17 protein-coding genes and 1 pseudogene are annotated in these 26,433 nt (G+C 70.3%); 11 read left to right on the forward strand and 7 right to left on the reverse strand.

The genetic code is table 11. From position 1 onward, the window contains the following. Complete coding sequence (locus ACIBK3_RS45225; protein ID WP_399374405.1) at nt 1-1,230, reverse strand: cytochrome P450; 1,230 nt, start codon at nt 1,228-1,230, stop codon at nt 1-3. A gap of 269 nt (nt 1,231-1,499) precedes the next feature. Between ACIBK3_RS45225 and ACIBK3_RS45230 the strand changes: the two genes are divergently transcribed. Together ACIBK3_RS45230 and ACIBK3_RS45235 are read left to right on the forward strand one after the other, a co-directional pair. After that, nucleotides 1,500-3,170: a long-chain-fatty-acid--CoA ligase gene (locus tag ACIBK3_RS45230; protein WP_399374406.1), complete on the forward strand. Its 1,671-nt coding sequence runs from the start codon at nt 1,500-1,502 to the stop codon at nt 3,168-3,170. 135 nt (nt 3,171-3,305) lie between these two features. Next, nucleotides 3,306-3,959: pseudogene (locus ACIBK3_RS45235) on the forward strand (maleylpyruvate isomerase family mycothiol-dependent enzyme); the annotation flags it as partial. Here the strand turns inward: ACIBK3_RS45235 and ACIBK3_RS45240 are convergent. Next, nucleotides 3,934-5,397, reverse strand: coding sequence for an aldehyde dehydrogenase (locus tag ACIBK3_RS45240; protein WP_399374407.1), 1,464 nt, complete (start codon nt 5,395-5,397; stop codon nt 3,934-3,936). The pseudogene ACIBK3_RS45235 and the gene ACIBK3_RS45240 sit on opposite strands and share 26 nt — an antisense overlap. Nucleotides 5,398-5,401: 4 nt before the next feature. After that, a complete protein-coding gene (locus ACIBK3_RS45245; RefSeq protein ID WP_399374408.1) occupies nt 5,402-6,499 on the reverse strand; it encodes an NAD(P)-dependent alcohol dehydrogenase in 1,098 nt (365 codons plus the stop codon). Between the two features lie 89 nt (nt 6,500-6,588). On the opposite strand from ACIBK3_RS45245, the gene ACIBK3_RS45250 reads away from it, so the two are divergent. The 7 genes from ACIBK3_RS45250 (at nt 6,589) to ACIBK3_RS45280 (ending at nt 14,362) form a co-directional block, all read left to right on the forward strand. Further along, entirely contained in the window at nt 6,589-7,425 is an 837-nt protein-coding gene (locus tag ACIBK3_RS45250; RefSeq protein WP_399374409.1) for a crotonase/enoyl-CoA hydratase family protein, read from the forward strand. An 11-nt stretch (nt 7,426-7,436) separates the two neighbouring features. Beyond that, a complete protein-coding gene (locus ACIBK3_RS45255) occupies nt 7,437-8,600 on the forward strand; it encodes a thiolase family protein (protein ID WP_399374410.1) in 1,164 nt (387 codons plus the stop codon). A gap of 78 nt (nt 8,601-8,678) precedes the next feature. Then, nucleotides 8,679-9,449, forward strand: coding sequence for an SDR family NAD(P)-dependent oxidoreductase (locus tag ACIBK3_RS45260; RefSeq protein ID WP_399374411.1), 771 nt, complete (start codon nt 8,679-8,681; stop codon nt 9,447-9,449). Between the two features lie 102 nt (nt 9,450-9,551). Further along, nucleotides 9,552-10,769 (forward strand): acyl-CoA dehydrogenase family protein, encoded by a 1,218-nt coding sequence (locus tag ACIBK3_RS45265; protein ID WP_399374412.1) that lies wholly within the window; start codon nt 9,552-9,554, stop codon nt 10,767-10,769. Further along, a complete protein-coding gene (locus ACIBK3_RS45270) occupies nt 10,766-11,842 on the forward strand; it encodes a phosphotransferase family protein (protein WP_399374414.1) in 1,077 nt (358 codons plus the stop codon). The genes ACIBK3_RS45265 and ACIBK3_RS45270 overlap by 4 nt, the downstream gene beginning before the upstream one ends. Further along, a complete protein-coding gene (locus ACIBK3_RS45275) occupies nt 11,839-12,591 on the forward strand; it encodes an SDR family NAD(P)-dependent oxidoreductase (protein ID WP_399374415.1) in 753 nt (250 codons plus the stop codon). The genes ACIBK3_RS45270 and ACIBK3_RS45275 overlap by 4 nt, the downstream gene beginning before the upstream one ends. Before the next feature lie 190 nt (nt 12,592-12,781). Next, a complete protein-coding gene (locus ACIBK3_RS45280) occupies nt 12,782-14,362 on the forward strand; it encodes a long-chain-fatty-acid--CoA ligase (RefSeq protein ID WP_399374416.1) in 1,581 nt (526 codons plus the stop codon). A gap of 67 nt (nt 14,363-14,429) precedes the next feature. Here the strand turns inward: ACIBK3_RS45280 and ACIBK3_RS45285 are convergent, their stop codons facing one another. The 4 genes from ACIBK3_RS45285 to ACIBK3_RS45300 form a co-directional block, all read right to left on the reverse strand. Further along, nucleotides 14,430-15,530: an NAD(P)-dependent alcohol dehydrogenase gene (locus ACIBK3_RS45285; protein ID WP_399374418.1), complete on the reverse strand. Its 1,101-nt coding sequence runs from the start codon at nt 15,528-15,530 to the stop codon at nt 14,430-14,432. Beyond that, nucleotides 15,527-17,047, reverse strand: a complete 1,521-nt coding sequence (locus tag ACIBK3_RS45290; RefSeq protein ID WP_399374420.1) for an aldehyde dehydrogenase family protein — start codon at nt 17,045-17,047, stop codon at nt 15,527-15,529. Before ACIBK3_RS45290 ends, ACIBK3_RS45285 begins: the two co-directional genes overlap by 4 nt. Beyond that, nucleotides 17,044-17,445, reverse strand: a complete 402-nt coding sequence (locus tag ACIBK3_RS45295) for an SCP2 sterol-binding domain-containing protein (RefSeq protein ID WP_399374421.1) — start codon at nt 17,443-17,445, stop codon at nt 17,044-17,046. Before ACIBK3_RS45295 ends, ACIBK3_RS45290 begins: the two co-directional genes overlap by 4 nt. 1,160 nt (nt 17,446-18,605) lie before the next feature. Then, a complete protein-coding gene (locus tag ACIBK3_RS45300) occupies nt 18,606-21,332 on the reverse strand; it encodes an AAA family ATPase (protein ID WP_399374422.1) in 2,727 nt (908 codons plus the stop codon). Between the two features lie 606 nt (nt 21,333-21,938). Between ACIBK3_RS45300 and ACIBK3_RS45305 the strand changes: the two genes are divergently transcribed. Both ACIBK3_RS45305 and ACIBK3_RS45310 read left to right on the forward strand, forming a co-directional pair. After that, nucleotides 21,939-22,994, forward strand: coding sequence for an MBL fold metallo-hydrolase (locus ACIBK3_RS45305; RefSeq protein WP_399374424.1), 1,056 nt, complete (start codon nt 21,939-21,941; stop codon nt 22,992-22,994). A gap of 479 nt (nt 22,995-23,473) precedes the next feature. Beyond that, nucleotides 23,474-25,810 (forward strand): FUSC family protein, encoded by a 2,337-nt coding sequence (locus ACIBK3_RS45310; RefSeq protein WP_399374425.1) that lies wholly within the window; start codon nt 23,474-23,476, stop codon nt 25,808-25,810. The last annotated feature ends 623 nt before the right edge of the window (nt 25,811-26,433 follow it).

A 26,433-nucleotide genomic window follows, 5' to 3' on the forward strand; every position in this document is an offset into this window, starting at 1 on the left:
CTAGCGGGCCGGGCCGAGGAGGACCGGGAGCCGGCGGATGCCGTTGATGAAGTTGGAGCGGAACCGCTCGGGTTCGCCGGCGAGCCGCATCTGCGGGAACCGGGCGAAAAGCCTGCCGAGCAGTGACCGGGCCTCCATGCGGGCCAGGCTGTTGCCGAGGCAGAAGTGGGTGCCGGTGCCGAAGGCGAGGTGGTTGACCGGGTTGCGCCTGATGTCGAAGCTGTCCGGATCGGGGAAGACGGACTCGTCGCGGTTGGCGGACCCGTAGAACATCACGACCTTCTGGCCTTCCTTGATCCGCTGTCCGCCGAGGACGGTGTCCTGTGTCGCGGTACGACGGAACTGGATCACCGGCGAGTGGAAGCGCAGCACCTCCTCGATCGCGGAGGGCAGCAGCGCGGGGTCGGCGCGCAGGGCGTCCCACTGGTAGGGGTGCCGGCCGAGGGTGAGTACGGCTCCGGTCAGCAGGTTGCGGGTCGTCTCATTGCCCGCGATCACCAGGAGCTGGAAGAAGCGGTTCAGCTCCCCGGCCGACAGCCGCTCGCCGTCGACCTCGGCGTTGACGACGGTGCTCCACACGTCGTCGGCGGGCCGCTCGCGCTTGGCACGGGTCTGCTCGGCGGCGTACGCGAACATCTCGGTGAAGGCGGAGACGAAGGCCGGCAGGCCGCCGTACGACGGGTCGTCGAGCCCGACCATCCGGTTGGTCCAGTCGTACAGCAGACCGCGGTCCGAGGGCGGCACTCCGAGAACGTCGGCGAGGACGCGCAGCGGCATCTCGGACGAGACCTTCTCCACCAGGTCGATTTCGGTGTCCGGCGTGAGGTCCGCCACGATGGCTTCCGCATGGGCGTCGACCGAGTCGAACATGCCCTTCACCATGCGCGGGGTGAACGCCTTGCTGACGATGGACCGAAGCCGGCCGTGGTCCGGGGGGTCGATGTTCAGCATCATCTGCTGGAGCGCTGCCAGGTCTTTCGGCCGCTGGTCCCTCAGGAACGTGGCTCCCGTGTGGGAGGAGAAGACGGCCGGGTTGCGTGAGACGGTGACGACGTCCGCGTAGGTGGTCGCCGCCCAGTAGCCCGGGCCGCCGGCGAAGTCGCCCGAGGACGGTTCCTCCATCCACGCGACGGGCGCCTCGCGGCGCAGTCCGGCGAAGATGTGATGCGGCACACCGTCGCGATAGGCGTCGGGGTGACCGAGGTCGACCCCTGCCGTCGAAAGAGCCATCTGCCGCTCCTCATCCGCTTCTCAGTCCCTACCCTTCGAGGAGACTGACCGTACGTACGGTTTACCTTAGGCATGCAATGTTGCCGGGTCAAGGCGGACCCGAGGCCCGCGAATCTCATCGCTCGAGCCTTGTCAGGAAGTGCAGGGGCGGTAACACTGACCGTACTGACTGACCGTACGAGCGGTTTATTACCGAAGCTATGTCTGAGCGACGCCGCGGCGCCATGCCCGCCGCGTCGTGATCCCCGAACCACACCGAGGGCGGGCTGATGGACAGCACGATGCAGGACACCGAGCTTCTGGTGAGCGAGATCTTCCAGCACGGGGCCCGGGTGCACCCGGACAGCGAGGTGCTCCACTACCGGGGCGGCTCCATCGCTTCGCAGACCTTCGCGGAGCTGGCGCGGGACGCGGAACGGCTGGCCGACGCGCTCACCGGACTCGGCATCCGGGCCGGGGACGTGGTGGCAACCCTCGCCTGGAACACGCCCGCCCATCTGGCGGCGTACTTCGCCGTGCCCGGGATGGGTGCCGTACTCCACACACTGAATCTGCGCCTGCACCCGGACCAGATCCGCTACATCGCCGACCACGCCGGGGACAAGGTGGTCATCGTCGACGACGATCTGGTACCGATCCTCGAACCGCTGATCGACCGGTTGCCCGCGGTCGAGCATGTGGTGGTCGTCGGTGACGCGCCGTTCAGGGCTCCGGAACGGGTACGGGTACACCGCTTCGCCGAGCTGATCGAGAATGGCAAGCCCGGCTTCAGCTGGCCCGCCGTGCCCGAACGCAGCGCGGCCATGCTCTGCTACACCACCGGCACGACCGGCGCCCCCAAGGGCGTGGCCTACAGCCACCGGTCGATACACCTCCATACCCTGGCCATCTCCAGCGGCAGCGCCTACGCGATGAGCGACGCCGACCGGGTGCTGCCCGTCGTGCCCATGTTCCACGCCAACGCCTGGGGCTGGCCGTACGCAGCCTGGCTGGGCGGCTCCGACCTCGTTATGAACGACCGCTTCCTGCAGCCCGAGCACCTCGCGCGGATCGTCACCGAGCTGCGCCCGACAGCCATGGCCGCCGTACCCACCCTCTGGAGTGCGCTGGACACCTACGGACGCGAGGGCCGAGCGGACTACAGCAGCCTCCGGCTCGCCGTGGCCGGCGGATCACCGCTGTCCGCGGCACTGGCGAACAGCATGTTCGAGCACCACGGCGTGCGGCTGACCCAGGGCTGGGGCATGACCGAGACCAGCCCGCTGCTCACCTTCTCCCGCCCGCCGTACGGCTCGAACCCGGAGCACGCCACGCGGTGGACCACCCTCAGCGGCCGCGTCGTCCCCGGCGTGCGGGTGCGTGTGGTGGACGAATCCGGGGCGGAGCTGCCGTGGGACGGCGTAGCAACCGGAGAGATCGAGCTGCGGGGGCCCACCATCACCGGTTCGTACTTCCGCACCGAGCAGCCGGACAAGTTCCATGACGGCTGGCTGCGCAGCGGCGACCTCGGTGTCGTCCACCCGGGCGGCTGGGTCCAGCTCAAGGACCGCCTCAAGGACGGAATCAAGAGCGGTGGCGAGTGGATCTCGACCGTCGAGCTGGAGAACGCGCTCGCCGAACACCCGGCGGTCGCGCAGGTCGCCGTCGTGGGTGTCCCCGATCCCCGCTGGGAGGAACGGCCACTGGTCTGCCTCACCCTGCGCGAGGGTACGACGGCGACGCCCGAGGAGCTGCGGTCCTTCCTGGAGGGCAAGGTGGCCCGCTGGTGGCTGCCGGAACGGTGGACGTTCCTCCCCGACATCCCGAAGACCAGCGTCGGCAAACTCGACAAGAAGCAACTGCGGCAGAACTACCAGGACCGGGACTTCGCCGTGGTCGAAATCGGGGCAGCCCGATCCGGAGCCTCCGCACCTGCGGCAGGCGCACATGACCACCACTGAGGAGATCCCCCTCAGTGGCCTCAGCCGTCGGGGGGAGCGGGCCGCGGTGCTGTGCTCTCCGGCCGTGTACGCAATGCCGGTGACGGACAGTGCCGCCTGCTGGCAGAGGCGTGATGGCAGTCCTCGACGACCTGCGCACACCTCGCCTGGACCGATACCTGGGCCCGGTCGGCGGCCACCGACCCCGAGCGATTCCAGAGGTCGGCCGGTGATGCTCTGCGCGCCAACGCCGACCTGGTCGACAAGGGGGTGGCCGAGGGAGCCGGGCGGGAGCCGGCCGCGCTGCTGGTTCACTGGCGTGAGGAACGGGAGGGGGTGCTCGAGGGCCTGGCAGCCGCACCCGAGAGCGCCCGGCTGCCCTGGTTCGGGCCGCCCATGAAGCCCGCCTCGCCGACCGTGGCCCGGATCATGGAGACCTGGCCTGCGGACAGAACGTGGCCGATTCGTTCGGGGTGCGGCGTGAGCTGCACGTGGCTACGCCATGTCGCCCACGTGGGCGTGCCGACGATGGGATTCGCGTTCACCGCGCACGGGCTGCCCTGGCCCTCGGCCCCGGTGCGGGTGGAACTGACTGGACCGGGTGGCGAGCCGTGGACCTGGGGACCTGCGAATTCTTCGGACCGGGTCAGGGGTCCTGCCCTGGACTGCTGCCTGCTGGTCACCCAGCGGCGGCGCCGGAACGACCCCGCGCTCACAGCCGTCGGCGACACCGAGCTGGGCCGGCTTCCCATCGCCAAGGCATTCGCCGGCCCGCCAGGGCGGGTCAGCGCCGAAGGTAGACCGACTTGAGGTCAACGTAGGAGGCGAGCCCTTCCGGGCCCAGTTCGCGGCCCAGACCGCTGGCCTTGACCCCACCGAAGGGCGCGCCGAGGTCGATGTTGTAGAAGTTCACACCCACGGTGCCGGTGCGCATCCTGCGTGCGATCTCCAGACCCTTGTCCTCGTCGGAGGTCCAGACAGTGCCGGCCAGCCCGTACGGGGAGTCGTTGGCGATCTCCACGGCCTGGCCGATGCCGTCGTAGGGGATCACCACCAGGACCGGGCCGAAGATCTCCTCGCGGGCGATGGCGGCGGAGTTGTCCACACCGGCGAAGACGGTGGGCTCGACGAACCAGCCGCGCTCGAAACCGGAGGGCCGGGCACCGCCGGTGACCACTCTGGCTCCCGCTGCCTGTCCGGCCGCGATGTAGGACTCCACGCGGTCGCGCTGCCGCGCGGACGCCAGGGGTCCGACGCGGGTGGCGGGGTCGGCGGGATCACCGACTCGCATGGACGCGGCGAGGTCCGCGACGGCATCGACGACCTCGGCGTAGCGGTGGCGCGGGGCCAGGATGCGGGAGCTGGTGTAGCAGGTCTGGCCGCTGTTGAGCAGACAGGCCCAGGCGAGTCCGCGCACCGCGCGGGCGAGGTCGGCGTCGTCCAGCACGATGGCCGCGCTCTTGCCGCCGAGTTCGAGGGTGGCGGGCCGCAACAGCCGGCCGCACACCTCGCCGATGGCCCGTCCGGCCTCGGTGGAGCCGGTGAAGGCGACCTTGTCCACGCCGGGGTGTCCGACCAGGTACGCACCGGTCTCGCGACCGCCGGTGACGATGTTGACGACCCCGTCCGGGAGTCCGGCCTCCTGCGCGGCGTCGGCGAGCTGGAAGGCGTCCAGAACGGTCTCGGGCGCTGGTTTGACGACGACGGTGCAGCCGGCGGCGAGTGCGGGCGCGGCCTTGAACATGGTCAGCGACTGGGGGAAGTTCCACGGCACGACGACAGCCACCACACCGACGGGCTCGCGGCGCACCACGGTGGTTCCGGAGCCGTGGGCGGCGGGTCGGCGTTCCTCCTGCGGGGTCGTGCGGGCGAGCTGGGCGAAGTAGCGCAGTGTCTGAGCCGGGCCGGGTCCCTCGACCGCGCCGGACACAGAGATGGGCATGCCCATCTCGGCGGTGACCAGGAGAGCGGTCTGTTCGGCCCGCCGTTCCAGGGCGTCGGCGAAGCGGTCGATGGCCGCCGCTCGGGTTTCGGCGTCCCAGGCCGCCCACGGCGATGCGGTCAGTGCGTGCCGGGCCGCGTCCACAGCGGCGTCCACGTCACACTCGGCGGTATCGGGAGCTTCGCCGACCGGTGTCTCCGTGAAGGGCGAGATCACGCGGATGGCACCCGGTGCGCTGCTTTTCTGCCAGTCACCGCCGATGAAGAGGTGTTCTCGTCGGTACGGCATCTCGTCGCCTCGCGACATGGTGTCAGCTCCCGGGCAGAAGGACGGGCTTGATGGTCACGCCGCCGGCGGCATCGCGCTCGGCGGCGTTGATCTCGCTGAGCGGGTACGTCCGCACGAGGCGGTCGAAAGGGAAACGTCCCTGCCGCCACAGCTGGATCAGTTGCGGCAGGAACCGGCGGGGCACCGCGTCCCCCTCCAGGATTCCCATGACGTTCTTGCCGGCGGCGAGCGCGGTGGGGCCGAGTACGAGGTCCCGTGTCTGTGCCCCGACCAGGCCGATGGTCCCGGTGGTCCGCAAACTCTCGACTCCGCCGCTGATCACCTCGGGGGCTCCTGTGGTGTCCAGGGCGTAGTGCGCGCCGCCGCCGGTGATCTTCCGCAGCTGCCGGGGAATGTGGTCGTCACTGCCCAGCAGGACGTGGGTGGCGCCGAGTTCGCGGGCCAGGCCGAGCCGGTTTTCGTGCAGGTCGACGGCCACGATGGTCGCGGCGCCGGCGACCCTGGCCGCCATCACGGCCGCGAGTCCCACGCCGCCCGCCCCGAACACCACGACGCTCGATCCGGCGCGGACTCCGAGGGCCAGCAGGATCGATCCCGCGCCGGTCTGGATGCCGCAGCCCAGCGGGGCGAGCAGTTCCAGGGGCAGGTCCTGGTCGACGACCACCGTGTTGGTCACGTCCACCACCGCATGGGTGGCGAACGACGACTGGCCGAACCACCGGGAGGCGACCGGCTCTCCGCCGGCGTCGGTCACCGGCTGGCCGGCCGCGAGGCCGGTTCCCGTGAGGTTGCGCTGGAAGAAGGTCCGGCAGTAGGCGGGATGCCCGTCGAGGCAGTTCTCGCAGGCGGCACAGTGGGCGAAGGACAGCAGGACGTGGGCGCCGACTTCCGGCTCCGTCACACCGGGGCCGAGAGACTCGACCACTCCCGCGCCTTCGTGGCCGGCGACGATGGGTGGCTGGGCGAGGAAGCTCTTATCGCGCGGCAGCACGTCCGTGTGGCAGAAACCGACACCGGTGATGCGTACGCGTATCTGGCCCGCCCCGGGCTCGGCGATCTCGACCGGTTCGATGACGAAAGGCCCGTCGCTCGTCCTCAGTACGGCTGCCTCGATACGCATATCCGCTCCGCTCCCTGTCCCTTCCGGGCTGGTCCGCTGCACGGAGACTACTGTTGACCGTACGAGCGGTCAACAGTACTTTGAGCCGCATGACCGGCACGACAAAGGAGCCGAGCGTGGCCGTACCCGCCCACACCGCAGACGAAGAAGAAGCCGCCGTCCTCCACCGCCAAGGCCGGATCGCCGTGATCACCCTCAACCGGCCCCGGGCTCTGAACGCGGTCAACGCGGCGATGTCGGCCGCCGTGGGGAACGCCCTGCGTGAGCTGGCCGAGGACCCCGGGCTGAGCGTCGGTGTGATCACCGGGGCAGGACGTGCCTTCTCCGCCGGCGCCGATCTCAAGGAGCTGGGTGCCGGCCGGCCGGTCAGCGCCCCGGGGCGTCCGGAGTGGGGCTTCGCGGGCCTGGCGCGGCATGTGATGGACAAGCCGCTCATCGCCGCGGTCAACGGCTTCGCGCTCGGCGGCGGTACGGAGATCGTGCTCGCCTGCGATCTCGCGGTGATCAGCGAGGACGCCCGGCTCGGGCTGCCCGAGGTCACGCGCGGGCTGGTCGCCGCCGCGGGCGGCCTGCTGCGGCTGCACCGGCAGATCCCGCCGAAGATCGCCGCTCAGATCGCCCTGACGGGCGAGCCGCTGGACGCCGCTACGGCGCTGCGCTGGGGTCTGGTCAACGAGGTCGTGCCCGCAGGCCGTGTTCTGGACCGCGCCGTGGAGCTTGCCGAGCGGATCGCCGCGAACGCCCCGCTGGCCGTCGCCGCGAGCAAGCGCATCATGCGCCGCAGCGCCGAGTACGGCTCCGACTGGGAACCGCAGATGTGGGCCATGAACGAGGCCGAGTTCGCCGGCGTGCGCAGCAGCGAGGACGCCAGGGAAGGCACACGAGCCTTCGCGGAGAAGCGCCCGCCCATGTGGCAGGGCAAGTGAGGAGACCAGTGGTGAAGTCAGCGGTGATCGTCGATGTCGTACGGACGCCCTCCGGCAAGGGCAAGCCGGGCGGTGCCCTGTCCGGGGTGCACCCCGTGGAGCTCCTGGCCACCGTCCTGCGAGCGCTGCTGCGCCGCAACGACCTCGACCCGGCCCTGGTGGACGACGTGATCGCCGGGTGCGTCGGGCAGAACGGCGAGCAGGCGCTCAACATCGCCCGCAGCGCGGCCCTGGCCGCCGGGCTGGACGAGTCGGTGCCGGCCACGACCGTCGACCGGCAGTGCGGCTCCAGCCAGCAGGCCGCGCACTTCGCGGCGCAGGGCGTGCTGGCGGGCGCGTACGACATCGCCATCGCCTGCGGCGTCGAGTCCATGAGCCGGGTACCGATGTTCTCCGCCGTCCAGGGCAGCGAGCCGTACGCCCCGCTCGCTGTCCGCTATCCCTACGGACTGGTCCAGCAGGGGGTCTCGGCGGAACTCATCGCCGCACGCTGGAAGTTCGGCCGCGACGATCTGGACGCCTTCGCCGCCCGCTCCCACCGGCTCGCCGCGGCGACCGCTGCGGCGGGCGGCTTCGACGCCGAGATCATCGCGGTCGGCGGCCACACGGCGGACGAGACCATACGTCCGTCCACCACCCCGCAGACGCTGGCCGGACTGAAGCCGTCGTTCCGGGACGAGGCCCTGGGCGAACGCTTCCCGGAGATCGACTGGCGCATCACCGCGGGCAACTCCTCGCCCTTCACCGACGGCGCCTCCGCCGCGCTCATCATGAGCGAGGACAGGGCCGCTGACCTGGGGCTCCGCCCCCGGGCCCGGTTCCACTCCTTCGCCGTCACCGGCAGCGACCCGCTGCTCATGCTCACCGGCGTGGTCCCGGCCACGCGACGCGCGCTGGATCGGGCGGGCCTGGGCATCGACGACATCGACGCCTTCGAGGTCAACGAGGCGTTCGCGTCCGTACCGCTGGTCTGGCAGCACGAAACCGGTGCCGACCCGGACCGGCTCAACCCGCGGGGCGGTGCCATCGCCCTCGGCCATGCCCTCGGCGCCTCCGGCACCCGGCTATTGACCACCCTGGTCAATCACCTGGAGGCCACCGGTGGCCGCTATGGACTGCAAACCATGTGCGAGGGCGGCGGCATGGCCAACGCGACCATCATCGAGCGGCTCTGAGTGTCCGTCCGAGCTGTCCCAATTTCCCGCTGTCTCCCGTGAACTTGTCCGTCCGAGCCGTCCAAAGGAGACCCACCCATGAATCTTTCCGGCAGCGCCGCCCTCGTCACCGGCGGAGCCTCGGGGCTCGGTCTGGCCACCGCACGCCGCCTGGCGGCAGCCGGAGCGCGGGTGGTCATCGCCGACATGCCCTCTTCGGCGGGTGAGACGGTCGCCAAGGGGCTGGGCGGACCGGCCGTCTTCGCGCCCGCCGACGTCACCGACCCCGAGCAGGTCGCAGCCGCGCTCGACCTGGCGGCGGACTCCGGCCCGTTGCGGGTGGTCGTCAACTGTGCGGGCATCGGCGACCCGGGCCGCACGGTCGGCAGGGACGGGCCGCTGCCGCTGGAGCGCTTCCGGCGGGTGCTCGAGATCAACCTGATCGGAACGTTCAACGTCATCCGGCTCGCGGCGCAGCGCATCCAGGCCACCGAACCGGCCCAGCCGCGCGGCGAGGAGCGCGGCGTCATCATCAACACCGCCTCCGTGGCGGCCTTCGACGGGCAGATCGGGCAGGCCTCGTACGCCGCGTCCAAGGGCGGCATCGTCGGCATGACCCTGCCGATCGCCCGTGATCTGGCGCACCACCTGATCCGCGTGGTCACCATCGCCCCGGGGCTGTTCGCCACCCCCATCCTTGACGGGCTGACCGAAGAAGCGCGCCGATCGCTGGGGGCCCAGGTGCCCCACCCCAGCCGGCTCGGCGATCCGGACGAGTACGCCGCCCTGGTCGAGCACATCGTCGCCAACCCGATGCTCAACGGCGAGGTCATCCGCCTCGACGGCGCGATCCGGATGGCACCGCGTTAGCGACCCCGTGGCACCGGACCACCCGCTCCCGCCCGTCGGCAGCCTGCTCCCGCCCGCCAACCCCGCACCCCCCGGCCGTTCGATCCGAGAGGCGCCGACACCGTGCCCATCCAGTTCGACATCGATCCCCCTGTCGCCGAATTCGCCGAGCGGACCCGGCGATTCGTTCGCGACACCGTGATCCCCGTAGAGGCCGAAACCGGCGGCAACGTCCATGACGGGCCGGAGAAATTGCGGCGCCAACTGCAGGACGCCGCCCGCGAGGCGGGGCTGCTCGCCCCGCACGTCGGCCGGGCCTGGGACGGGCTCGGCCTCGACACCCGAGGCCAGACCGTGGTCTTCGAGGAGGCGGGTTACTCCCTGCTCGGACCGCTCGCCCTGAACATCGCGGCTCCGGACGAGGGCAACATGCACCTGCTGGAGAAGGTGGCCACCGAGGAGCAGAAGCAGCACTACCTCGGGCCACTGGCCGCCGGAGACATCCGGTCCTGCTTCGCGATGACCGAGCCCGCCCCCGGCGCCGGCTCCGACCCCAGCGCCCTGACCACCCGTGCCACGCGGGTGCCCGGCGGCTGGCGCATCCACGGCCGCAAGTGGTTCATCAGCGGCGCGCGCGGTGCCGGTTTCGCCATCTGCATGGCCCGCACCAGCGGCGAGCCGGGCGACCGCGGTGGGGCGACCATGTTCCTGGTCGACGCCGACCGGCCCGGCATGACCATCGAGCGCGACATCGACACCCTCGACCAGGGCCTGTTCGCCGGCCACAGCGAGGTCGTCTTCGACGGCTGCACCGTTGGGGACGACCAGGTACTCGGCGAGGTCGACCGGGGCTTCGAGTACGCACAGGTGCGGCTGGCGCCGGCCCGGCTGACGCACTGCATGCGCTGGCTCGGCCTGGCCCGGCGGGCCCAGGACATCGCACTGGAACGGGCGAGCACCCGCGAGGCCTTCGGATCTCGCCTCGCCGAACTCGGCATGATCCAGCAGCACCTGGCCGACTCCGAGATCGACATCGCGGCCGGCCGGGCGCTCATCCAGCAGACCGCCTGGATCCTGGACAGCGGCGCCGGCGGAGCCCAGGAGTCGTCCATCGCCAAGACCTTCGTCGCCGAGGCGGTGGGCCGGGTCGTGGACCGCTCGGTGCAGATCTGCGGCGCCCTCGGGATCTCCTCGGACATCCCGCTCTCCCGCTTCCTGCGTGAAGTCAGGGCCTTCCGCATCTACGACGGACCCTCCGAGACCCACCGCTGGGCCATCGCGCGACGGGCCGTCAGCCGCCACGCGCGCCAGGCCCGCCACCGCGAGGAGACCGCGTCATGACCGCACCGGCACCCATCCCGTCCACCGGGTCGCCGGCGGAGTCGCCCGCGGGTCTGCGGCTCGAGGCGCTGCAGCGGTGGTTCGACGACCACGTCCCCGAGTGCTCCGGCCCCCTGCGGGTCCGCCTCATCCAAGGCGGCAAATCCAATCTGACCTACGCCCTCGACGACGGCCCGCACCGCTGGGTACTGCGCCGCCCGCCGCTGGGCACCCTGACCCCCAGCGCCCACGACATGGCCCGCGAGTACCGGGTCGTCGCAGCCGTGTACGGCACCGGCGTCCCCGTGGCACGGCCGGTCGCCCTGTGCGAGGACCCCTCGATCATCGGTGCCCCGTTCGGCGTGGTCGAGTACGTCGACGGAACCGTCGTACGAGGCGCCGAGGACGCGTCTCTGCTCAGCCCGGCCGACCGGCGGCGGTGCGCGCTCGCACTCGTCGACCAGCTGGCAGCCATCCACCAGGTGGACCACCGGGCGGTGGGACTCGCCGAGTTCGGCCGCCCCGACGGCTATCTGGCACGGCAGCTGAAGCGCTGGCGCGGCCAGTGGGACCTGGTCACAACCCGGGAGACGCCCCTGGTGAACCAGCTGTTCACGGCGCTGGGCGACGGGCTGCCCCCGGCCGGAGCCGGCCGCAGCGGCATCGTGCACGGCGACTACCGCCTGGACAACACCATCCTGGACCGCGCCGACCCCGGCGTCGTCCGCGCCGTCGTCGACTGGGAGATGGCCACCCTCGGCGATCCGCTCGCGGACCTGGGCATCCTGCTCGTCTACTGGGACCCCATCAGCGAGCCGGTGCTCGGCGTACGCCACATCCTGCTCGGCAATCCCGGCTTCCCCGGCGCGGCCGAGCTCGCCGGGCACTACGCCGCCCGGACCGGCGCCGACCTGAGCCACCTCCCCTTCTACCGCGCGCTCGGCTACTTCAAGCTCGCCGTGATCACGGAGGGCATACACGCCCGCCACCTCGCCGGCCAGACCGTCGGCGACGGCTTCCACACCGTCGGCGACGCCGTACTGCCCCTGCTGCGAGAAGGGCTCGCCACCCTCACCGGACAGGACGCGCCATGACCCGTACCGCACTCATCACCGGGGCTTCCCGGGGCATCGGCGCGGCCATCGCGTGCCGCCTCGCGGCAGACGGCTGGGACCTGACCCTCAGCGCGCGCTCACCCGATCCGCTGCGGACGCTGGCCGACGAGCTGCGTGCCGAGCACGGCGTCCGGGTGCACACCGCTGCGGGCGACATGGCCGAGGAGACCGACGTCCGCGGCGTGGCCGAGCAGCACCTCGCGGCGTACGACCGGCTGGACGCGCTCGTGCTCAGCGCGGGAATGGGACAAGCCGGCGCGATCGCCGACTTCCCGCTGCACCGGCTCGACAAGCAGTACGCCGTGAATCTGCGCGCCCCCTTCCAGCTCATCCAGGAGTGCCTGCCCGCGCTGCGCGCCACCACCGCCCTCCCCGTGGACCACGGCGGCGTACACACCGGCGCGAGGATCGTCGCCATCGCCTCCATCACCGGCGTCACGGCCGAGCCCTCGCTGGCCGCGTACGCGGCCACCAAGGCGGCTGTGCTGTCCCTCTGCGAGTCGGTCAACGTGGAGGAGTCCGCGGCGGGTGTCTCGGCCTGCGCGGTGGCTCCCGGCTACGTCGACACCGACATGACGGCCTGGATGCACGACCGACTCGCCCCCGAGGACATGATCACCGCGGAGGACGTCGCCGAGATCGTCTCGACGGTCGTCAGGTTGTCCCGTACGGCCGTGGTCCCCAGCGTCGTCCTCACCAGGCCGGGCCCACGGCTCTGGCGCGCGTGATTCCCTCACGCAGATCCATTGACCGTACGCCCGGTCAGTCCTACGGTGGTCGCATCGCAGGTCCGGGAAGAGCCACCCTGGCTGGCGCGTGCGCTCCGGAAGACCGGATGCCCGCCGACATCTGCGCGCTCACATCGATCTCCCTCGCCGCACCGGGCATCCCCTGCGGTCAGGATCGGAGGAACCGACAGTGGCGAACACAGCACCATCCGCACCGGCGGCGACGGACCGCCCCCTCCCCACCAGCGATCTGTACACCATCGTGGACTTCTGGCAGGAGCGCACCCCGGACGCGGAAGCGCTGGCAGAAGACGACCGACGGTGGACATGGAGCGAGGCCACCGACCGGACCGCCCGCCTGGCCGCCGCGCTGGCAGCGGAAGGCCTGCGGCCCGGCCAGCGCTTCGCCTCCCTCAACAACAACAGCGCCGCGACGATCGAAGCCACCCTCACCGCAGCCCGGGACGGCTACGCACACGTCATCGTCAACTGGCGGCTCGCTCCCCCCGAAATCGAGTTCATCCTGGCCGACGCCCAGGCGCGGATCCTGCTCGTGGGAGCGGAGTTCGCCCCGCAGATCGAACAGATCAGGAGCCGGCTGCCCGAGCTGACGAAGGTCATCGTCGTCGGAGGCGACGCGGACGAGTACGAGGACCTGCTGGCCTCGGCCCACCCGGCCCTCCGTACCCACCGGCCGGAACCGGACGACTGCGTGCTCCAGCTCTACACCTCCGGCACCACGGGATTCCCCAAGGGCGCGATGCTGACCCACCGCAGCCTGGGCGCGCACTGCGTCGCGGCGGCGGAGGCATTCCGCTTCACCCACGACACCGTGAACATGGTGGCCATGCCGCTGTTCCACGTCGGCGGCTCCAGCTGGGCCCTGCTCAGTCTCTACGTGGGCGCCCGCACCCTCGTCGTGCGCCAGGTGCTCCCCGCCGCCGTGCTGGAGCAGATCGGCCGGGAGAAGGTCACGCACGCCTTCTTCGTCCCCACGGTCTACGAGTACTTCCTGGCCACGCCAGAGCTCGACAAGGCCGACCTGTCCAGCCTGCGCTGCCTGGGCTACGGCGGGTCGCCGATGCCGCTGCCGCTGATGCGAAGGTGCCTGGACAGATTCGGCCACGACTTCTACCAGGTGTACGGGATGACCGAGGCATCCGGCGTCTTCAGCGTGCTGGGCCCGGACGCCCACCGTGACCCGGACCGCACCCATCTGCTCACCTCGGCGGGCAGGCCCGTGTCGGGCGTGCAGATCCGGGTGAGGCACCCGCTCACGGGCCAGGAAGTGCCGACGGGCGCCACCGGCGAGTTCTGGATCAAGTCCGACCAGGTCATGGCCGGGTACTGGCGTAACCCCGACGCCACCGCCGAGTCCTTCCGGGACGGCTGGTTCCGCACCGGCGATGCCGGTTACCAGGACGAGGCCGGCTTCCTGTTCATTCGCGACCGCGTCAAGGACCTGATCATCTCCGGTGGTGAGAACGTCTACCCGGTCGAGGTCGAGCGGGTGCTCGCCCAGCACCCGTCCCTGGCCGAGGTCTGCGTCATCGGCGTCCCCGACCCCACGTACGGAGAGGCGGTCAAGGCCATCGTCGTCGCCGCGGCCGACGCCGTGATCGACGAGACCGAACTGATCGCCTACTGCCGCGAGCACCTGGCCGGCTACAAGTGCCCCAAATCGGTGGACATCATCCATGAACTTCCCCGCACGGCCAGCGGCAAGGTACTCAAGCGTGAGCTGCGCAAGCAGTACCGGAACGACGGCTGACATCGGCCCGAACACAGACGAGGCTCCGGACCGCGATGCGTTCCGGAGCCTCGTTCGTGGTTGATTGCTAGCCGGCGTCCGGGAACAGGACGGGCTTGACGACCTCGCCGCGACGCGCGGCGTCGAGGGCCTCGTTGACGGCGGCGAACGGGAAGGTCTTGACCAGTCGGTCGAACGGGAATACGCCGCTGCGCCACAACCGTGTCAGGCGCGGGATGAACACGTGCGGATCGGCGTCCCCCTCGATGACGCCCTTCAGCGTCCGGCCAAGGAGAAGGTGCCCCTGGTCCACGGTGATCTCGTTCTCCAGCCCCTGCAGACCCACGGTCGCGCAGGTACCGGGCGAACGCAGCACCCCCAGCGCCTGCCGGATCACACTGCCCAGACCGACGGCGTCGACCGTGTGGTGCAGTCCCCCGTCGGTGAGTTCAAGGATGTCCCATACGACGTCCTTGGTCTCGGCGGGATCGAGGACATGCGTGGCACCCAGCTCGAGCGCCAGGTCCAGGCGCGCCGGGTTGATGTCGACCCCGACGATCGGGTCGCAGCCGGCGACTTTCGCCGCCATCACCGCGGACAGCCCGACCGCACCGAGACCCCACACACCGATTCCCTGGCCTGCCTGGGGCCGCAGCGCGTTGAGCACGGTGCCCGCTCCGGTGAGGACGCCGCAGCCGAGCGGGCCGAGGAGCTCCAGAGGCAGATCCTTGTCCACCTTGACCGCGTTGCGGGCGCTTGCCACCGCATGCGTACCGAAGGACGACTGGCCGAACCAGCTGCCGTGCACGTCCGCATCGCCCTGACGGAGGGTCGTGGTGCCGTCCAAGCGGTTGCCGAAGTAGTTCAGCGCGGCGAACAGCTCGCAGTAGGCGGGGTGGCCCGACCGGCAGGACGCGCACTCGCGGCACGAGTCGAAGCTGAGCACGACGTGGTCACCGATAGCCGGCTCGGTGACCGACTCGCCCACCTGTTCAACCACGCCCGCCCCCTCATGCCCGAGCACCGCCGGCAGCGGCAACGGCACTGCGCCGCTCAGGCCCGCCAGATCGGTGTGGCAGACGCCGACTCCGGCGATCCGTACGAGGATCTCGTCCGGCTGGAGCGTGGCCGGCTCGACGTCCTCGACACTCAGCGCGCCGCCTGGCTCCCGCAGCAGTGCCGACCTCATGAAGGCTCCTCCGCCCGGGGCACGACCAGGTCGTAGACCCGGCGATCGCGGCTGCGGGACAGGTCGATGTGCACGAATTTTTCCTCTGTGTACTCGTCGAGCGCGTGCGGGCCGAGCTCGCGACCGACACCGCTCTGCTTGTAACCACCGAAGGGGTACTGGGCGTTCACCATGTGCCAGTCGTTGATCCACACGGTGCCCGACTCGATGCGGCCGGCCACCTCCAGGGCGGTGTCGATGTCCTCGCCCCACACGCCGGCCGACAGCCCGTACTCGGTGTCGTTGGCGATCGCGACCGCTTCGTCCACCGTGGAGTAACGCAGTACGCACAGGACGGGACCGAACACCTCCTCCCGGGCGATCCGCATGTCGTTGGTCACGCCGGTGAAGATGGTGGGTGCGATCCAGTGCCCCGGCCCGTCGGGCACAGTCCCCTGGAAGGCGAGCTTCGCGCCTTCCGTCTGGCCGAGTTCGATGTATTCGGCGATACGGATCTTCTGCCTGGCGGAGATGATCGGGCCGACGTCGGTGTCGAAGTCAGCCGGGTCACCGACCCGGATCGACTGGGCGCGCGCGATGAGCTTCGCCACGAACTCGTCGTGCAGCGAGTCGGGCAGCAGCAGCCTGGTCCCGGCCTCGCAGGCCTGCCCCTGATAGAGACAGCACGCGAACAAGGCCGCGTCGGCGGCCGTCTCCACGTCCGCGTCCGGCAGCACGATGTTGGGCCCCTTGCCACCGAGTTCCAGCGTCACCCGCTTGACGTTGTCCGCGGCGAGCCTGGCGACCTCCCGGCCGACCGCTGTCGATCCGGTGAAGGCGATCTTGCGGACATCCGGGTGCGCGGCGAGGCGCGCACCGACCTCCGCACCGGCGCCCGTGACGACGTTCAACACGCCGCGGGGCAGGCCGGCCTCCTCGGCCGCCTTTGCGAGTTCGAGGAGGGTGGCCGGGGTCTTCTCGTCGGGTTTGATGACGATACAGTTGCCCGCCGCGAGCGCCGGACCGAGCTTCCAGACGGCGAGCAGGAGGGGAAAGTTCCAGGGCACGATACCCGCTACGACGCCGATCGGTTCCCGGCGGACGACACCGGCTGCCGTGGTCGGGTAGCCGAGCACCGGCCCCGGCGTCTCGAACGCGTAGGTGCGGGCCAGATCGGCGAAGTACTGGAGGTGTGAGATGGCATAGCCGACGTGGAAGGCCATCGCCTGCCGCACGGTCACGCCGTTCTCCGCCACGTGCAGCTCGACCAGTTCGTCCATCCGCTCACTGAGCAGCTCCACGATCCGGGACATGATCGCGGCGCGCTCCTCGGGAGGGGTGTCGCGCCATTCGCCGCGGCGGTGCGCGCGCAGCGCGGCGGCCACGGCTTGGTCGGCGTGGCCGACGGTTCCGCGGGCCGCGGTGGCCACCGACTTTTCGCTGGCCGGGTTGATGATCTCGAACCGGTCTTCGGTATCGATCCAGTCCCCGTCGATGTACATCCGGTAATGCGGCAGCGCTCCGGTCGCATCGCTCACTGGACGGCGTCCTTCTGCGCGACGAGATCCCGGTACAGCGGATAAACCGGCTTGGCGATCGGGAGCAGCTTGAGAATCTTGGAAACGGGCCCCTTCGCCTTGACCTGTCCCTTCGCGAGCCCGACCGCGACGTTGTATTCGCCGCGCCAGAACTTGTTGCCGTTGTCGGCAGACATGGACATCCGGACGTCGGGCATCAGATCCGAATCGCCCTCGATCACCTGAATGACCGGTTGCTTGAGCACCACCGTGATGGTGGCGGTGGGCCCGGAATAGTCGAGCCGCAGGACGAGGTCGGCGTCCCGCAGATTGTCGCCGACTCCTTCGGTGTCGTTGGCGACCCGGAAGACACCGCCGAGGTATTTGTACAGCTCTTCAGCATTGAGGAAGTAGCTCATCGTCGAACTCACTTTCACCTGGGCAATGGGTGATCAACGACACCGCGTCGCTCATGACCGTTCGCACGGTCAAGTACCCCGAGCCCGGCACGCTGGGCGGCGGCACTGGGCGCGTTACACGAGAGTGACAGGTGACCGTACGCACGGTCAATAGACGCCCGGCCCACGGTCGTACTGGGCGAACGCCCCGCCGACGCCGCGACGGTGATCCTGGACTACGTCGGCGGATGAGCCGGCGTCTGGGAGGCCACGGTCCGCCGGTCGGCACTGAACGCCCCCGACGCCTCCAGGAGGAGCCACCCGCGCTCCGCCAGGCGCCGGGCTTGATAGGTCGGCGCCAGAACCGTCACCGGCAACGCCCGCGACCAGGTAGCGGATCGCGTCCAACCACTGCCGGTGGCAGTAGCCCCTCGAGAACCAGCTCCACCATGTCCGCGACACCACATTCACCGAGGACGCCTCAAGGATCCGCAGCGGCGGCCTGCCCCGCACCATGGCCACCCTGCGCAACCTCGCGATCAGCGTGTTCCGCCAGGACGGCCGGACCAACATCGCCGCCGCCTGCCGCCATACCGCCCGCCACCCACAGCGACCCCTCACAGCCCTCGGCATCACCTGATCAACCTGGACAGATCGACTGCACGCAATAGCCCTGCCTGGAAGCCGGGCTGCTGTTCAGCCGTGCCGCTGGAAACAACCGCACACGATGCTGGCCTGTCTGGCCCACAAGGCGCGGATGCGGGTGCGGGACGATCTGGCGACGATGTTCTCCAAGCGGGTTGCCATGAAGATCAAGAAGGCCAAGGAGGAGCTGGAGGCGATCCGGCTCGCGGAGCGGGAGATCGTGGAGGCTCTGATCGGGAACTACCGCACCGTGCTCAAGAACATCGATGTCGACGGTCCGGCCCAGGAGGCGTTGGCGCGGGCGGCGCCGATGACCGCCGAGGCGGTGACAGCTCTGGAGGGGCTGGATGAGGCGGCGCCGGCGGAGGAGGTCGCCGGCGTCTGGGCGGGGAGGTTTCTCCGGCGGTCCTGGCCAGGCCCAGTTGGTGCAGGCCGGGGGCGTATGGGCGGTCACCAAGGCGGTGGAAGGCTTCGGTGGGTTCGCTGGCATGCCGGACAGCCTGCGGGCCGGTACGCGTGGAGCAGCGGACGCCGTCTCAGATCTGGGCGCCCAAGCCGGACAGGGTGCCTTCGACCACGTCGCGGAGCTGTGACCGGGCGGTGATGCCCAGTTTGGGGAAGACCCGGTATAGGTGGGAGCCGACCGTGCGCGGCGAGAGGAAGAGTCTCTCTCCGATCTCACGGTTCGTCAGGCCGCGAGCGGCGAGCTGGACGATCTGCTGCTGCTGGGGACTGAGTTCAGTGAAGGCACTGGGCACCACGCTGTCGGCGGCCTCGATGCCCGCAGCGCGTAGTTCGGCCTTCGCCCGCTCGATCCATGGCTGCGCGCCGAGCCGTTGGAAGGTGTCGAGTGCCGTGGTCAGCAGTGGGCGGGCCTCGGCGATACGACGCTGCCTCCTGAGCCACTCACCGTAGTCGAGCCGTGTCTGAGCCCGCTCGAACGGCCACTGCTCGCCCGTTTCGTCAGCCAGTGCCGCCTGGAAGTACGGTTCCGCGTGCTCCGGTTCGGCGAGCAAGGCGCGCCCTCGGTCGAGCAGTGCGGTGATCCGTGCCGACATGCCTCCACCCAAGCGCAGCGCCGACCGTTCCAGCAGTTCGGCGGCCTCATGCTGTCGCCCCCGGCGGACGGCCGCCGCGGCGAGTTCGGCGAGGACCATGTAGGAGACGTGGTAGTGCACCGGATCGCCGCCGTCGGTGAAAGCGGAGCGGAATCGCGCATACGCGGTGTCGTAGTCGCCCTCGGCCACCGCCGCCAGGCCCAGGGCCCGATGCGCGAAGACCGCGACGGAGCGGCTTTCCAGCGGGTCGACGAGGGCCAGCGCCTGCTCGGCCATCCGACGCGCGTCGGCCGACTCGCCAAGCAGCGCGAGAACCGTCGCGTCGAGAGCGCGCGCACACGCCTCGGCGTGGTCCAGTCCAGCCGTCGACGCCACGCCCGCGATCTCGGCGGCCACCGAGCGGGCCTCGGCCCACCGGCCCTGCTCCAGGTAGGCCCAGCCGACGGCACATCCCAGGCCCTCCGGCAGCGAACCCCGGGCCTGCCACCGGCCGAACGCCGCGTCGAAGGTCCGGGCGGCGAGGGCGGTCCGGTCCAGGAGCCAGGCCACGATGGCGAGCGCGGTCAGACTGCCGGCGTCGTCCTTGGCCTCGGCGATCAGCCCAGGAAGCGCAGGGGCGAGAGAGGCTCCCGCGCCGTTGGGGTCGGAGACGGCCAGCACCCAGGCGCGCAGGGCGCCCCCGGCGCTGGAGTCCGGTATGGCGGGCAGCAGGTCCTCGATCCGCTGTTGCTGGGACTCCTCGCCCGAGTAGTAGCGGACCACCGCAGCCGCGGCGAGCGCGTCCAGCACGCGGGGCGAGTGGGCGGCTGCCGCCTCCTCGGCGATATGGGTCAGCAGGGCGAAGGCCGCCGCATGGTTCGGGCGCAGGGTCATGAGCTGCCCGGTTGCCAGCAAAGCCCTGCCGATCAGGGCCGGGTCGTCACTGCGCCCCCGGACCTCGGCAGCCAGGTGTTCCACCCAGCCGAGCTGACCGGTGAAAACGGCCATGGTCGCGGCTTCGCTCAGCAGTCTCGCCTGGTTCTCACGGCGCGGGCTCAGTTCCGCGGCGCGCTGCAGAGCAGCGGCAGCGGCCGCGTAGCCGCCCCGGCGCCGGGCCCGGTCGGCCGTCGCCTGCAGGGCGGCCGACACGTCTTCGTCGGGACGCATGGTCGCGGCGGCGAGGTGCCAGGCGCGGCGGTCGGGTTCCTCGCTCAGCAGCTCCGCGAGAGCGAGATGTGCTTGCCTGCGTTCCTCGAAGGACGCGGCATGGTAGATGGCCGAGCGGATGAGCGGGTGGCGGAAGGAGATCTGAGGGCCGTCCTGGCGTACGAGACCGGCCCGCTCCGCGGGTGCCCACGCCCTGTCGTCAGTCTCCGGCAGGCCCCGAGAGGCCGTCGGCGCGTCCGTGGCATCAGCGGCCGCGAGAAGCAGCAGAGGGCGGCGGGTTGCCTCCGGCAAGAACTCCGCGTGTGCCGCGAAGATCCGCTCCAATCGGTCGGTGACGGGCAGCGGGCCCTCCACGCTGCTGCCGTCGGACTGCCGGGTGGCGGTGGCGCGGGCGAGTTCGACCAGGGCCAACGGATTTCCGGCTGCCTGCTGAAGGATTCGTACGCGGGTCCGGCCGGTGGGTGGCGTCGGTTGCTGGTCGAGCAGCCGGTTCGCCGCCTCACTACTCAGGGGACCGATCTCCAGGCGCTGGTATCCCTTGTCGAAGCCGGGCAGCGTGGCCGCGGCGCGCACACCCACCAGCAGCGTGACGGGTTCGCTGTCCATGCGCCGGGCCACGAAGGAGAGAACGTCCAGCGATGCGCGGTCGATCCACTGGGCGTCATCGACCACCACAAGCAGCGGCGCCGGTTCGGCCAGGTCCGACAGCAAGGTGAGAACGGCCAGGCCGACGAGCGTGCCATCGGGGGCCTCGGTGCATTCGTCCAGCCCCAGGACGGTCCGGAGCGCGGAGCGCTGCCGCGGCGGCAGGCTGTCCAGCCCGCCGTGCACAGGGCGGAGCATCTGATGAAGGCCGGCGAATCCAAGGTGCGCCTCGGACTCGCTGCCGACCGCTCGCAGCACCCGTCCGCCCTCACTCCGCGCGCGGTCGGCCGCGAAGTCGAGCAGCATGCTCTTGCCGGCACCGGGCTCGCCCGTGAGGATCAGCACCTCGCTGCGGGACCGGCCAGCGGCGACCCGCCGCATGATTTCCGCGGTCTCGGTTTCCCGGCCCGTCATCGGCAGTTCAAGATCGCGTGTTGAGCCCTGGTTCCCTTGAGCTCTGCCACCATTTCCCACGGATGCTCCAGGAATTGAGATTGCCCAGATAGTAGCGTGGAGTACCTCGGTCCCACCTATGGAGGGCAGAGCGCCGTTCCTGAACTGCGGGTTTGGACCCGTATCAAGCGCATACGCAGCCCAGGATATTCCAGCCGTCCGGTGCCTGTTCGCTACCGTGCCCGTCTCGTTCCCGTGCCACATGGCCGGTCGGCGGCCTGGCCGAGGCCGACCGCGGCAGTGAAGGACACCGACTCGGCGGCATCGGGTGGGGACGGGCGGGACAGGTCTCTTCGCGCGACCATCCAAGTGACTGAGCGTCGGATCATTCTGTGATTCCCGTAACACGGTCCGGTCCGCTGGAATACGAGCGCCAGTAGGCGGCCGACTTCGCCGCGACTTCAACGGCGTACCTCTCAGTCGAGTGACTGATACCGGTCGGCGCTTGCGATGCGCACGATGGTGGGTATCCGGCCGCGGCCATCCAGAAGCGGCCTATCACGGTCCTGGCCTTACCTGATCGCAGGCGTTGCAGGACGTGATGATTGATTCCATCGGAGTGCAGAAATGGACAGCGTAAACCCTTCACGTTCCCTGAGTCGGCGCGGCTTTGTCGGAGCCACGGCGGGCATCGGCGCGGCCGGGCTGCTGAGCAGCCCGTTGGCCCCGTCGGCCAACGCCTCCGCCGCGGCCCTCCCCAAGTCAGAGAGCCGGACACGCGTCGAGACGATCCAGCTGGGCAAGGTCACCGTCACACGCGTCGTGGAGTTCAGCGGCCCGGTCGGCCTGACGTCACGACAGTTCTTCCCGGACAGTCCGAAGGAACTGTGGGAGGAGAACAAGGACTGGCTGAGCCCGGACTTCTGGAAGCCGAGCACCGACATGGTCAACTCCGCCCTGCAGACCTGGGTCCTGCGCAGCGAGGGCAGGACGATCCTGATCGATACCGGCGCCGGCAACGACAAGTTCCGTCCGTACGCCAAGCAGTGGCAGTACATGGACACGGACTTCCTGCGCCGTCTGTCCCGCGCGGGAGTCAGGCCACAGGACGTCGACGTCGTCGTCAACACGCACCTGCACAACGACCACGTCGGCTGGAACACCCGACGTGAGGACCGTGACTGGGTGCCCACCTTCCCCAACGCCACCTACCTGATCCCGAAGATCGAATTTGACTTCTGGAACCCTGAGGGCCCTGTGCGGCCGAAGTACTGGCAGGGGAACCAGAACGTCTGGGAGGACAGCGTGCTTCCGGTGCACGAGGCGGGATTGGCGAAGCTGTGGGAGGGCTCGTACACCCTCGACTCCAGCCTGAAGTTGAACCTCGCCGCCGGGCACACCCCGGGCTCGTCCGTGATCCGGCTGGAGTCGGGACGCGACAGGGCGGTGTTCATCGGCGACCTGCTCCACACACCGCTGCAGCTCGAACACCCCGAGTTCAACAGCTGCTTCGAGGAAGACGAGAAGCAGGCACTCGCGACCCGGCGCCGCGAACTGGAGTGGGCCGCCGACCACAAGGCCCTCATCCTGCCCGCGCACCTTCCCGGCCATGGCGCTGCCGAGGTGGAGCGCAGCGGCAGCAACTTCAAGATCAAGGACTGGGCGGGTTTCAGCCGCAGCTGACCCGGTCGAAGGGGCGGCCCGGTCTCCCAAGCGCCCGCCCCGTGCCACTGGGCGATGAACGGTGAGGCCCGCGACCGCCGGGCCCGAGCAGGACGGAGCACCCGACACGGGCCCGGCGCGCCGCGACCCCCCGGGCTGCCGGGTACCGTCCCAGGCTCGGCGGAGGTAGTTGAAGTACTCAGCACCGTGCGCCGAGACGGGACGGACCCAGAAGCCGGCCGTAGCCGGGGAACCTCTCGCTCAACCGCTCCGCCGCATCTGAGAGAGCAGTCACCTGACGCATACCGGCCGGCTCGCCGGCCCACCGAGACTGGTGACGAGACATCGGCCCGTCGAGGATTTCCGGTGCCCCTTCCTCATCGGCCCTCGGCTTGCCGCGGCGGTGAAGGACCTCGGGCGGACAGCACGGCGGCCGACGGCTTCACGCTGTCGGCCGGCGATCGCCTCGTCCGCTCACGAAAGGATGTACGGAGACCCTCATGGTGGCAAGGAAGCCGGCGTTGCTGTGGGACCGCTTCGCCGCCGTCGATCCCGGGCTGATGCGTCTGACCTCCGCGCTGCGCGCCGTCCTCGGTGCCGCGGCGTCCCTGACTGTCCTGACGGCCCTGCGACAGTCGGACACGGCGTTGCTGGTCGGCGGGTTCACCGCGATGGTGACCTCGCTGGCCGTCAGCGACCTGCACCCGCGCAACCAGCTCATCACGCTGGGACTCGGGGCTCCGCTCTTTCTCGCGGCCCTGGCCGCCGGAGCCGTGCTGACGCCGTACCCGGTCGCGGCGGGGATCGTGTTCCTGCTTCTGATCTACATCGCGGTCCACGTCCGCCGGTACGGCGCCAGAGGTCAGGGCGTGGGCATCTTCGGCTTCATGGGCTTCTTCCTGGCGCAGTTCACCGGGGCACGAGCGGTCCAGCTGCCGCCGATGGGTGCGGCTGTCCTCGTCGCGTTCGGTGCCGTCGTGGCGGTTTGCTATTGCCCGGGATTCATGACGGCGTCCCGTGTCCTCGCCCGGCTGCAGCGCACCTTCGGCGTGCGGCTGCGCGACGTCCTGCGGGACACGGCCTCTCTGCTCGCCGCCGGGCAGGACACCGACGCACTGAGTCTGTCGTTGGAGCGCCGTCTGGACAGGCTGCACGCGGCCGTGCTCCTGATCGAGGACTTTCTCGGTGAGCGCGCGGTCGACGAGGCCACCAACGGCCAGATCCTGCGGCACATCTCACGCGCGGAGGTGGCTGCGCAGCGGCTCACCGTACTCGCGGTCCGTGCGGCCCGTACACCAGTGGCCGCCGACGATCTCACGGAGCCGGCCGCACGGCACGAGCTCGCGGCACAGATCCGAGTTCTCGGCCACCAGCTCACCCCGGGAACCGCTACCGCCCTCCGGCAGCGGCAGCAAGACCGGGAACGGGAAGACGCCCCGGCGGTCCTGCCGGCCACATCCGCGCCGTTGCAGGACTGTCTCCAAGCAGTCGACGAACTCGCCGCAGCCGTGCGCCTTCTCGGTCCGCACGTCAGCTCCCCGACGGCAACCGGGGCGGCTCCGCACAAGCCCGCCACACCGCGGACACGGGCTTTCAGAGTCAGGCGGTACCGCGAAGCGGACTCCGAAGACCGCAAGCACGGACCGACCCGGCAGGCCCTCCAGGTGACCGCCGCCTCAGCGCTGTCCATCCTCGGCGGTCACCTGTTGTCCCCAGACCACTGGTACTGGGCCGTCATGGCCACCTGGGTCGTGTTCATCAACACCGAGAGCACCGGCGAAGTCCTGCTGCAAAGCGTGCGCCGGCTGGCGGGCACAGTCCTCGGCGCGGTGTTCGGCTACGGCCTCGCCACCCTGGTCGGACCGTACGGCCCGCTGCTCCTGGTCCTGCTGCTGGTGTGCATGTTCGGGATCTTCTACACCCCGTCCGACGCCTACTGGGCGGTAACGTTCTTCATCACCGGCGGGCTGAGCATGCTGCTCGCGCTCCTGGACACCTTCTCGACGGACGTGCTCGTCCTGCGCGTGCAGGAGACCGCGCTGGGAGTCTCCTGCGGCGTCCTTGCCACCGTAGTCGTGCTGCCCCTCACGGTCCGCCGGGCCAGCGACGAGGAACTGGTCCACTTCCTGCTGGTCCTCAGCCGCCTCCTGTACGCGACGACGCGGAGCCTGAGCACCGACCCCACGACGAGCCTGATACGCGCGGCCCATGAACTCGACCAGGCACTGGAGTCCTTCCGCAAAGCCTGTCTGCCGCTCACCCACCCGCTCAATCCCCAGCGCGCCCGTCGCGATCGCGCCCGCCACCTGCTCGAACTGATGGAAGCCGGGGCCTACCACGCACGGAGTCTGGCCGCCGTGACCGGGCGCCTCCCGCAGGACGACGACGAGTACGCCGCCCACGTCGCTGCGGCCGTCGACCGCACGCAGGAGAGGATGACGCACCTGATTCGCCTCGCGAGTCGTCGGCCGGGCACCGCCTCCCCGTCCTCACGCCCCAAGGTCACCGGAGCACTGTCCCTGCTCTCCGACGAACCGCGTATGCGTCGCGGCCGACTGTCGCCGCAGCAGCGCCTGCTGCTCCACATCGACCGTCTCGACACGACCTTGATCGCGCTCACACGGGCCTCGGACCCGGCCGCGCCGGCTGCCGAACACACCGCGGCCTCGTCGGCAGGCGGTGAGGTCCCCTCGCTGCCCAGCCCGGCCGCGGACGTTGCCGCGTCGATCTCATGGACCGCTGCGCACACTCGCCCGTCGGTCAGGATCTGCCCGGCCGATCATGCAGTGGGCGCCGCGGACACCGCGAACAGCCCGGGACGAGCAGCCGCCTGCTGAGCGCGTCGATGCCGGCCGGTGGTGATCAGGGGCCGTTCCCATGTTTCCTCAGGACCGGCCGCAGCGGCTGACGCAGTCCCGCGACCACCGGTTCGGCCCTGCCCTGCTGCCCGTGCACCGCGGTACATGGGCCCTTGCAGGGCCCCCGCACGGGGGCCCTGAACACCCTGTTCGTCCGAGAACACAGGGCAAGGAGCAGGATCCGGCCTCCCGTCGCAGTGGCGCCCGCCCACCCGGCCCGGAAGGGCATAGAGGGGCGCCGGGCATCGCCACGAGTCCATGTTCGGCCCGTCCAGCTTTCGCGTTGCCTCCGGACCAGCAGCGAGGCCTCTGCGTCCAGGTGCAGTCACGTGACTCATACCGCCGCACACCCCGTGCGCCGCACCATGGCTGAGCAGGGTCGTCCACGGAACGGGCCCATACCAGGCGCCCCTGTTTCCACCGGCGAACACCCCACCGTCCGATGTCCGCACCCGGCTTCGGGCGGTGGAGCGGCCCGAAGCCGAAGACGCCGCGGCCGCGGTCACCGCGCCACCGGTGCACTGCCCCGCAGGGGCGCGGCACCCCCGTACCCGTCATGAGCAGCCGCTCATCCGTGTCTCGCCCGCGCCTGCGGCCCGAGC

The organism is Streptomyces sp. NPDC050287 (assembly GCF_044459385.1).
Taxonomy (GTDB): domain Bacteria; phylum Actinomycetota; class Actinomycetes; order Streptomycetales; family Streptomycetaceae; genus Streptomyces.

Bases quoted from the DNA above. Each gene is read 5' to 3' on its own strand.
- ACIBK3_RS45260 (WP_399374411.1), top strand. From the start codon at position 8,679: ATGAATCTTTCCGGCAGCGCCGCCCTCGTCACCGGCGGAGCCTCGGGG.
- ACIBK3_RS45225 (WP_399374405.1), bottom strand. From the start codon at position 1,230: ATGGCTCTTTCGACGGCAGGGGTCGACCTCGGTCACCCCGACGCCTAT.
- ACIBK3_RS45300 (WP_399374422.1), bottom strand. From the start codon at position 21,332: ATGACGGGCCGGGAAACCGAGACCGCGGAAATCATGCGGCGGGTCGCC.
- ACIBK3_RS45285 (WP_399374418.1), bottom strand. From the start codon at position 15,530: ATGAGGTCGGCACTGCTGCGGGAGCCAGGCGGCGCGCTGAGTGTCGAG.
- ACIBK3_RS45275 (WP_399374415.1), top strand. From the start codon at position 11,839: ATGACCCGTACCGCACTCATCACCGGGGCTTCCCGGGGCATCGGCGCG.
- ACIBK3_RS45250 (WP_399374409.1), top strand. From the start codon at position 6,589: ATGACCGGCACGACAAAGGAGCCGAGCGTGGCCGTACCCGCCCACACC.
- ACIBK3_RS45305 (WP_399374424.1), top strand. From the start codon at position 21,939: ATGGACAGCGTAAACCCTTCACGTTCCCTGAGTCGGCGCGGCTTTGTC.
- ACIBK3_RS45240 (WP_399374407.1), bottom strand. From the start codon at position 5,397: ATGTCGCGAGGCGACGAGATGCCGTACCGACGAGAACACCTCTTCATC.
- ACIBK3_RS45295 (WP_399374421.1), bottom strand. From the start codon at position 17,445: ATGAGCTACTTCCTCAATGCTGAAGAGCTGTACAAATACCTCGGCGGT.
- ACIBK3_RS45245 (WP_399374408.1), bottom strand. From the start codon at position 6,499: ATGCGTATCGAGGCAGCCGTACTGAGGACGAGCGACGGGCCTTTCGTC.
- ACIBK3_RS45310 (WP_399374425.1), top strand. From the start codon at position 23,474: ATGGTGGCAAGGAAGCCGGCGTTGCTGTGGGACCGCTTCGCCGCCGTC.
- ACIBK3_RS45230 (WP_399374406.1), top strand. From the start codon at position 1,500: ATGGACAGCACGATGCAGGACACCGAGCTTCTGGTGAGCGAGATCTTC.
- ACIBK3_RS45270 (WP_399374414.1), top strand. From the start codon at position 10,766: ATGACCGCACCGGCACCCATCCCGTCCACCGGGTCGCCGGCGGAGTCG.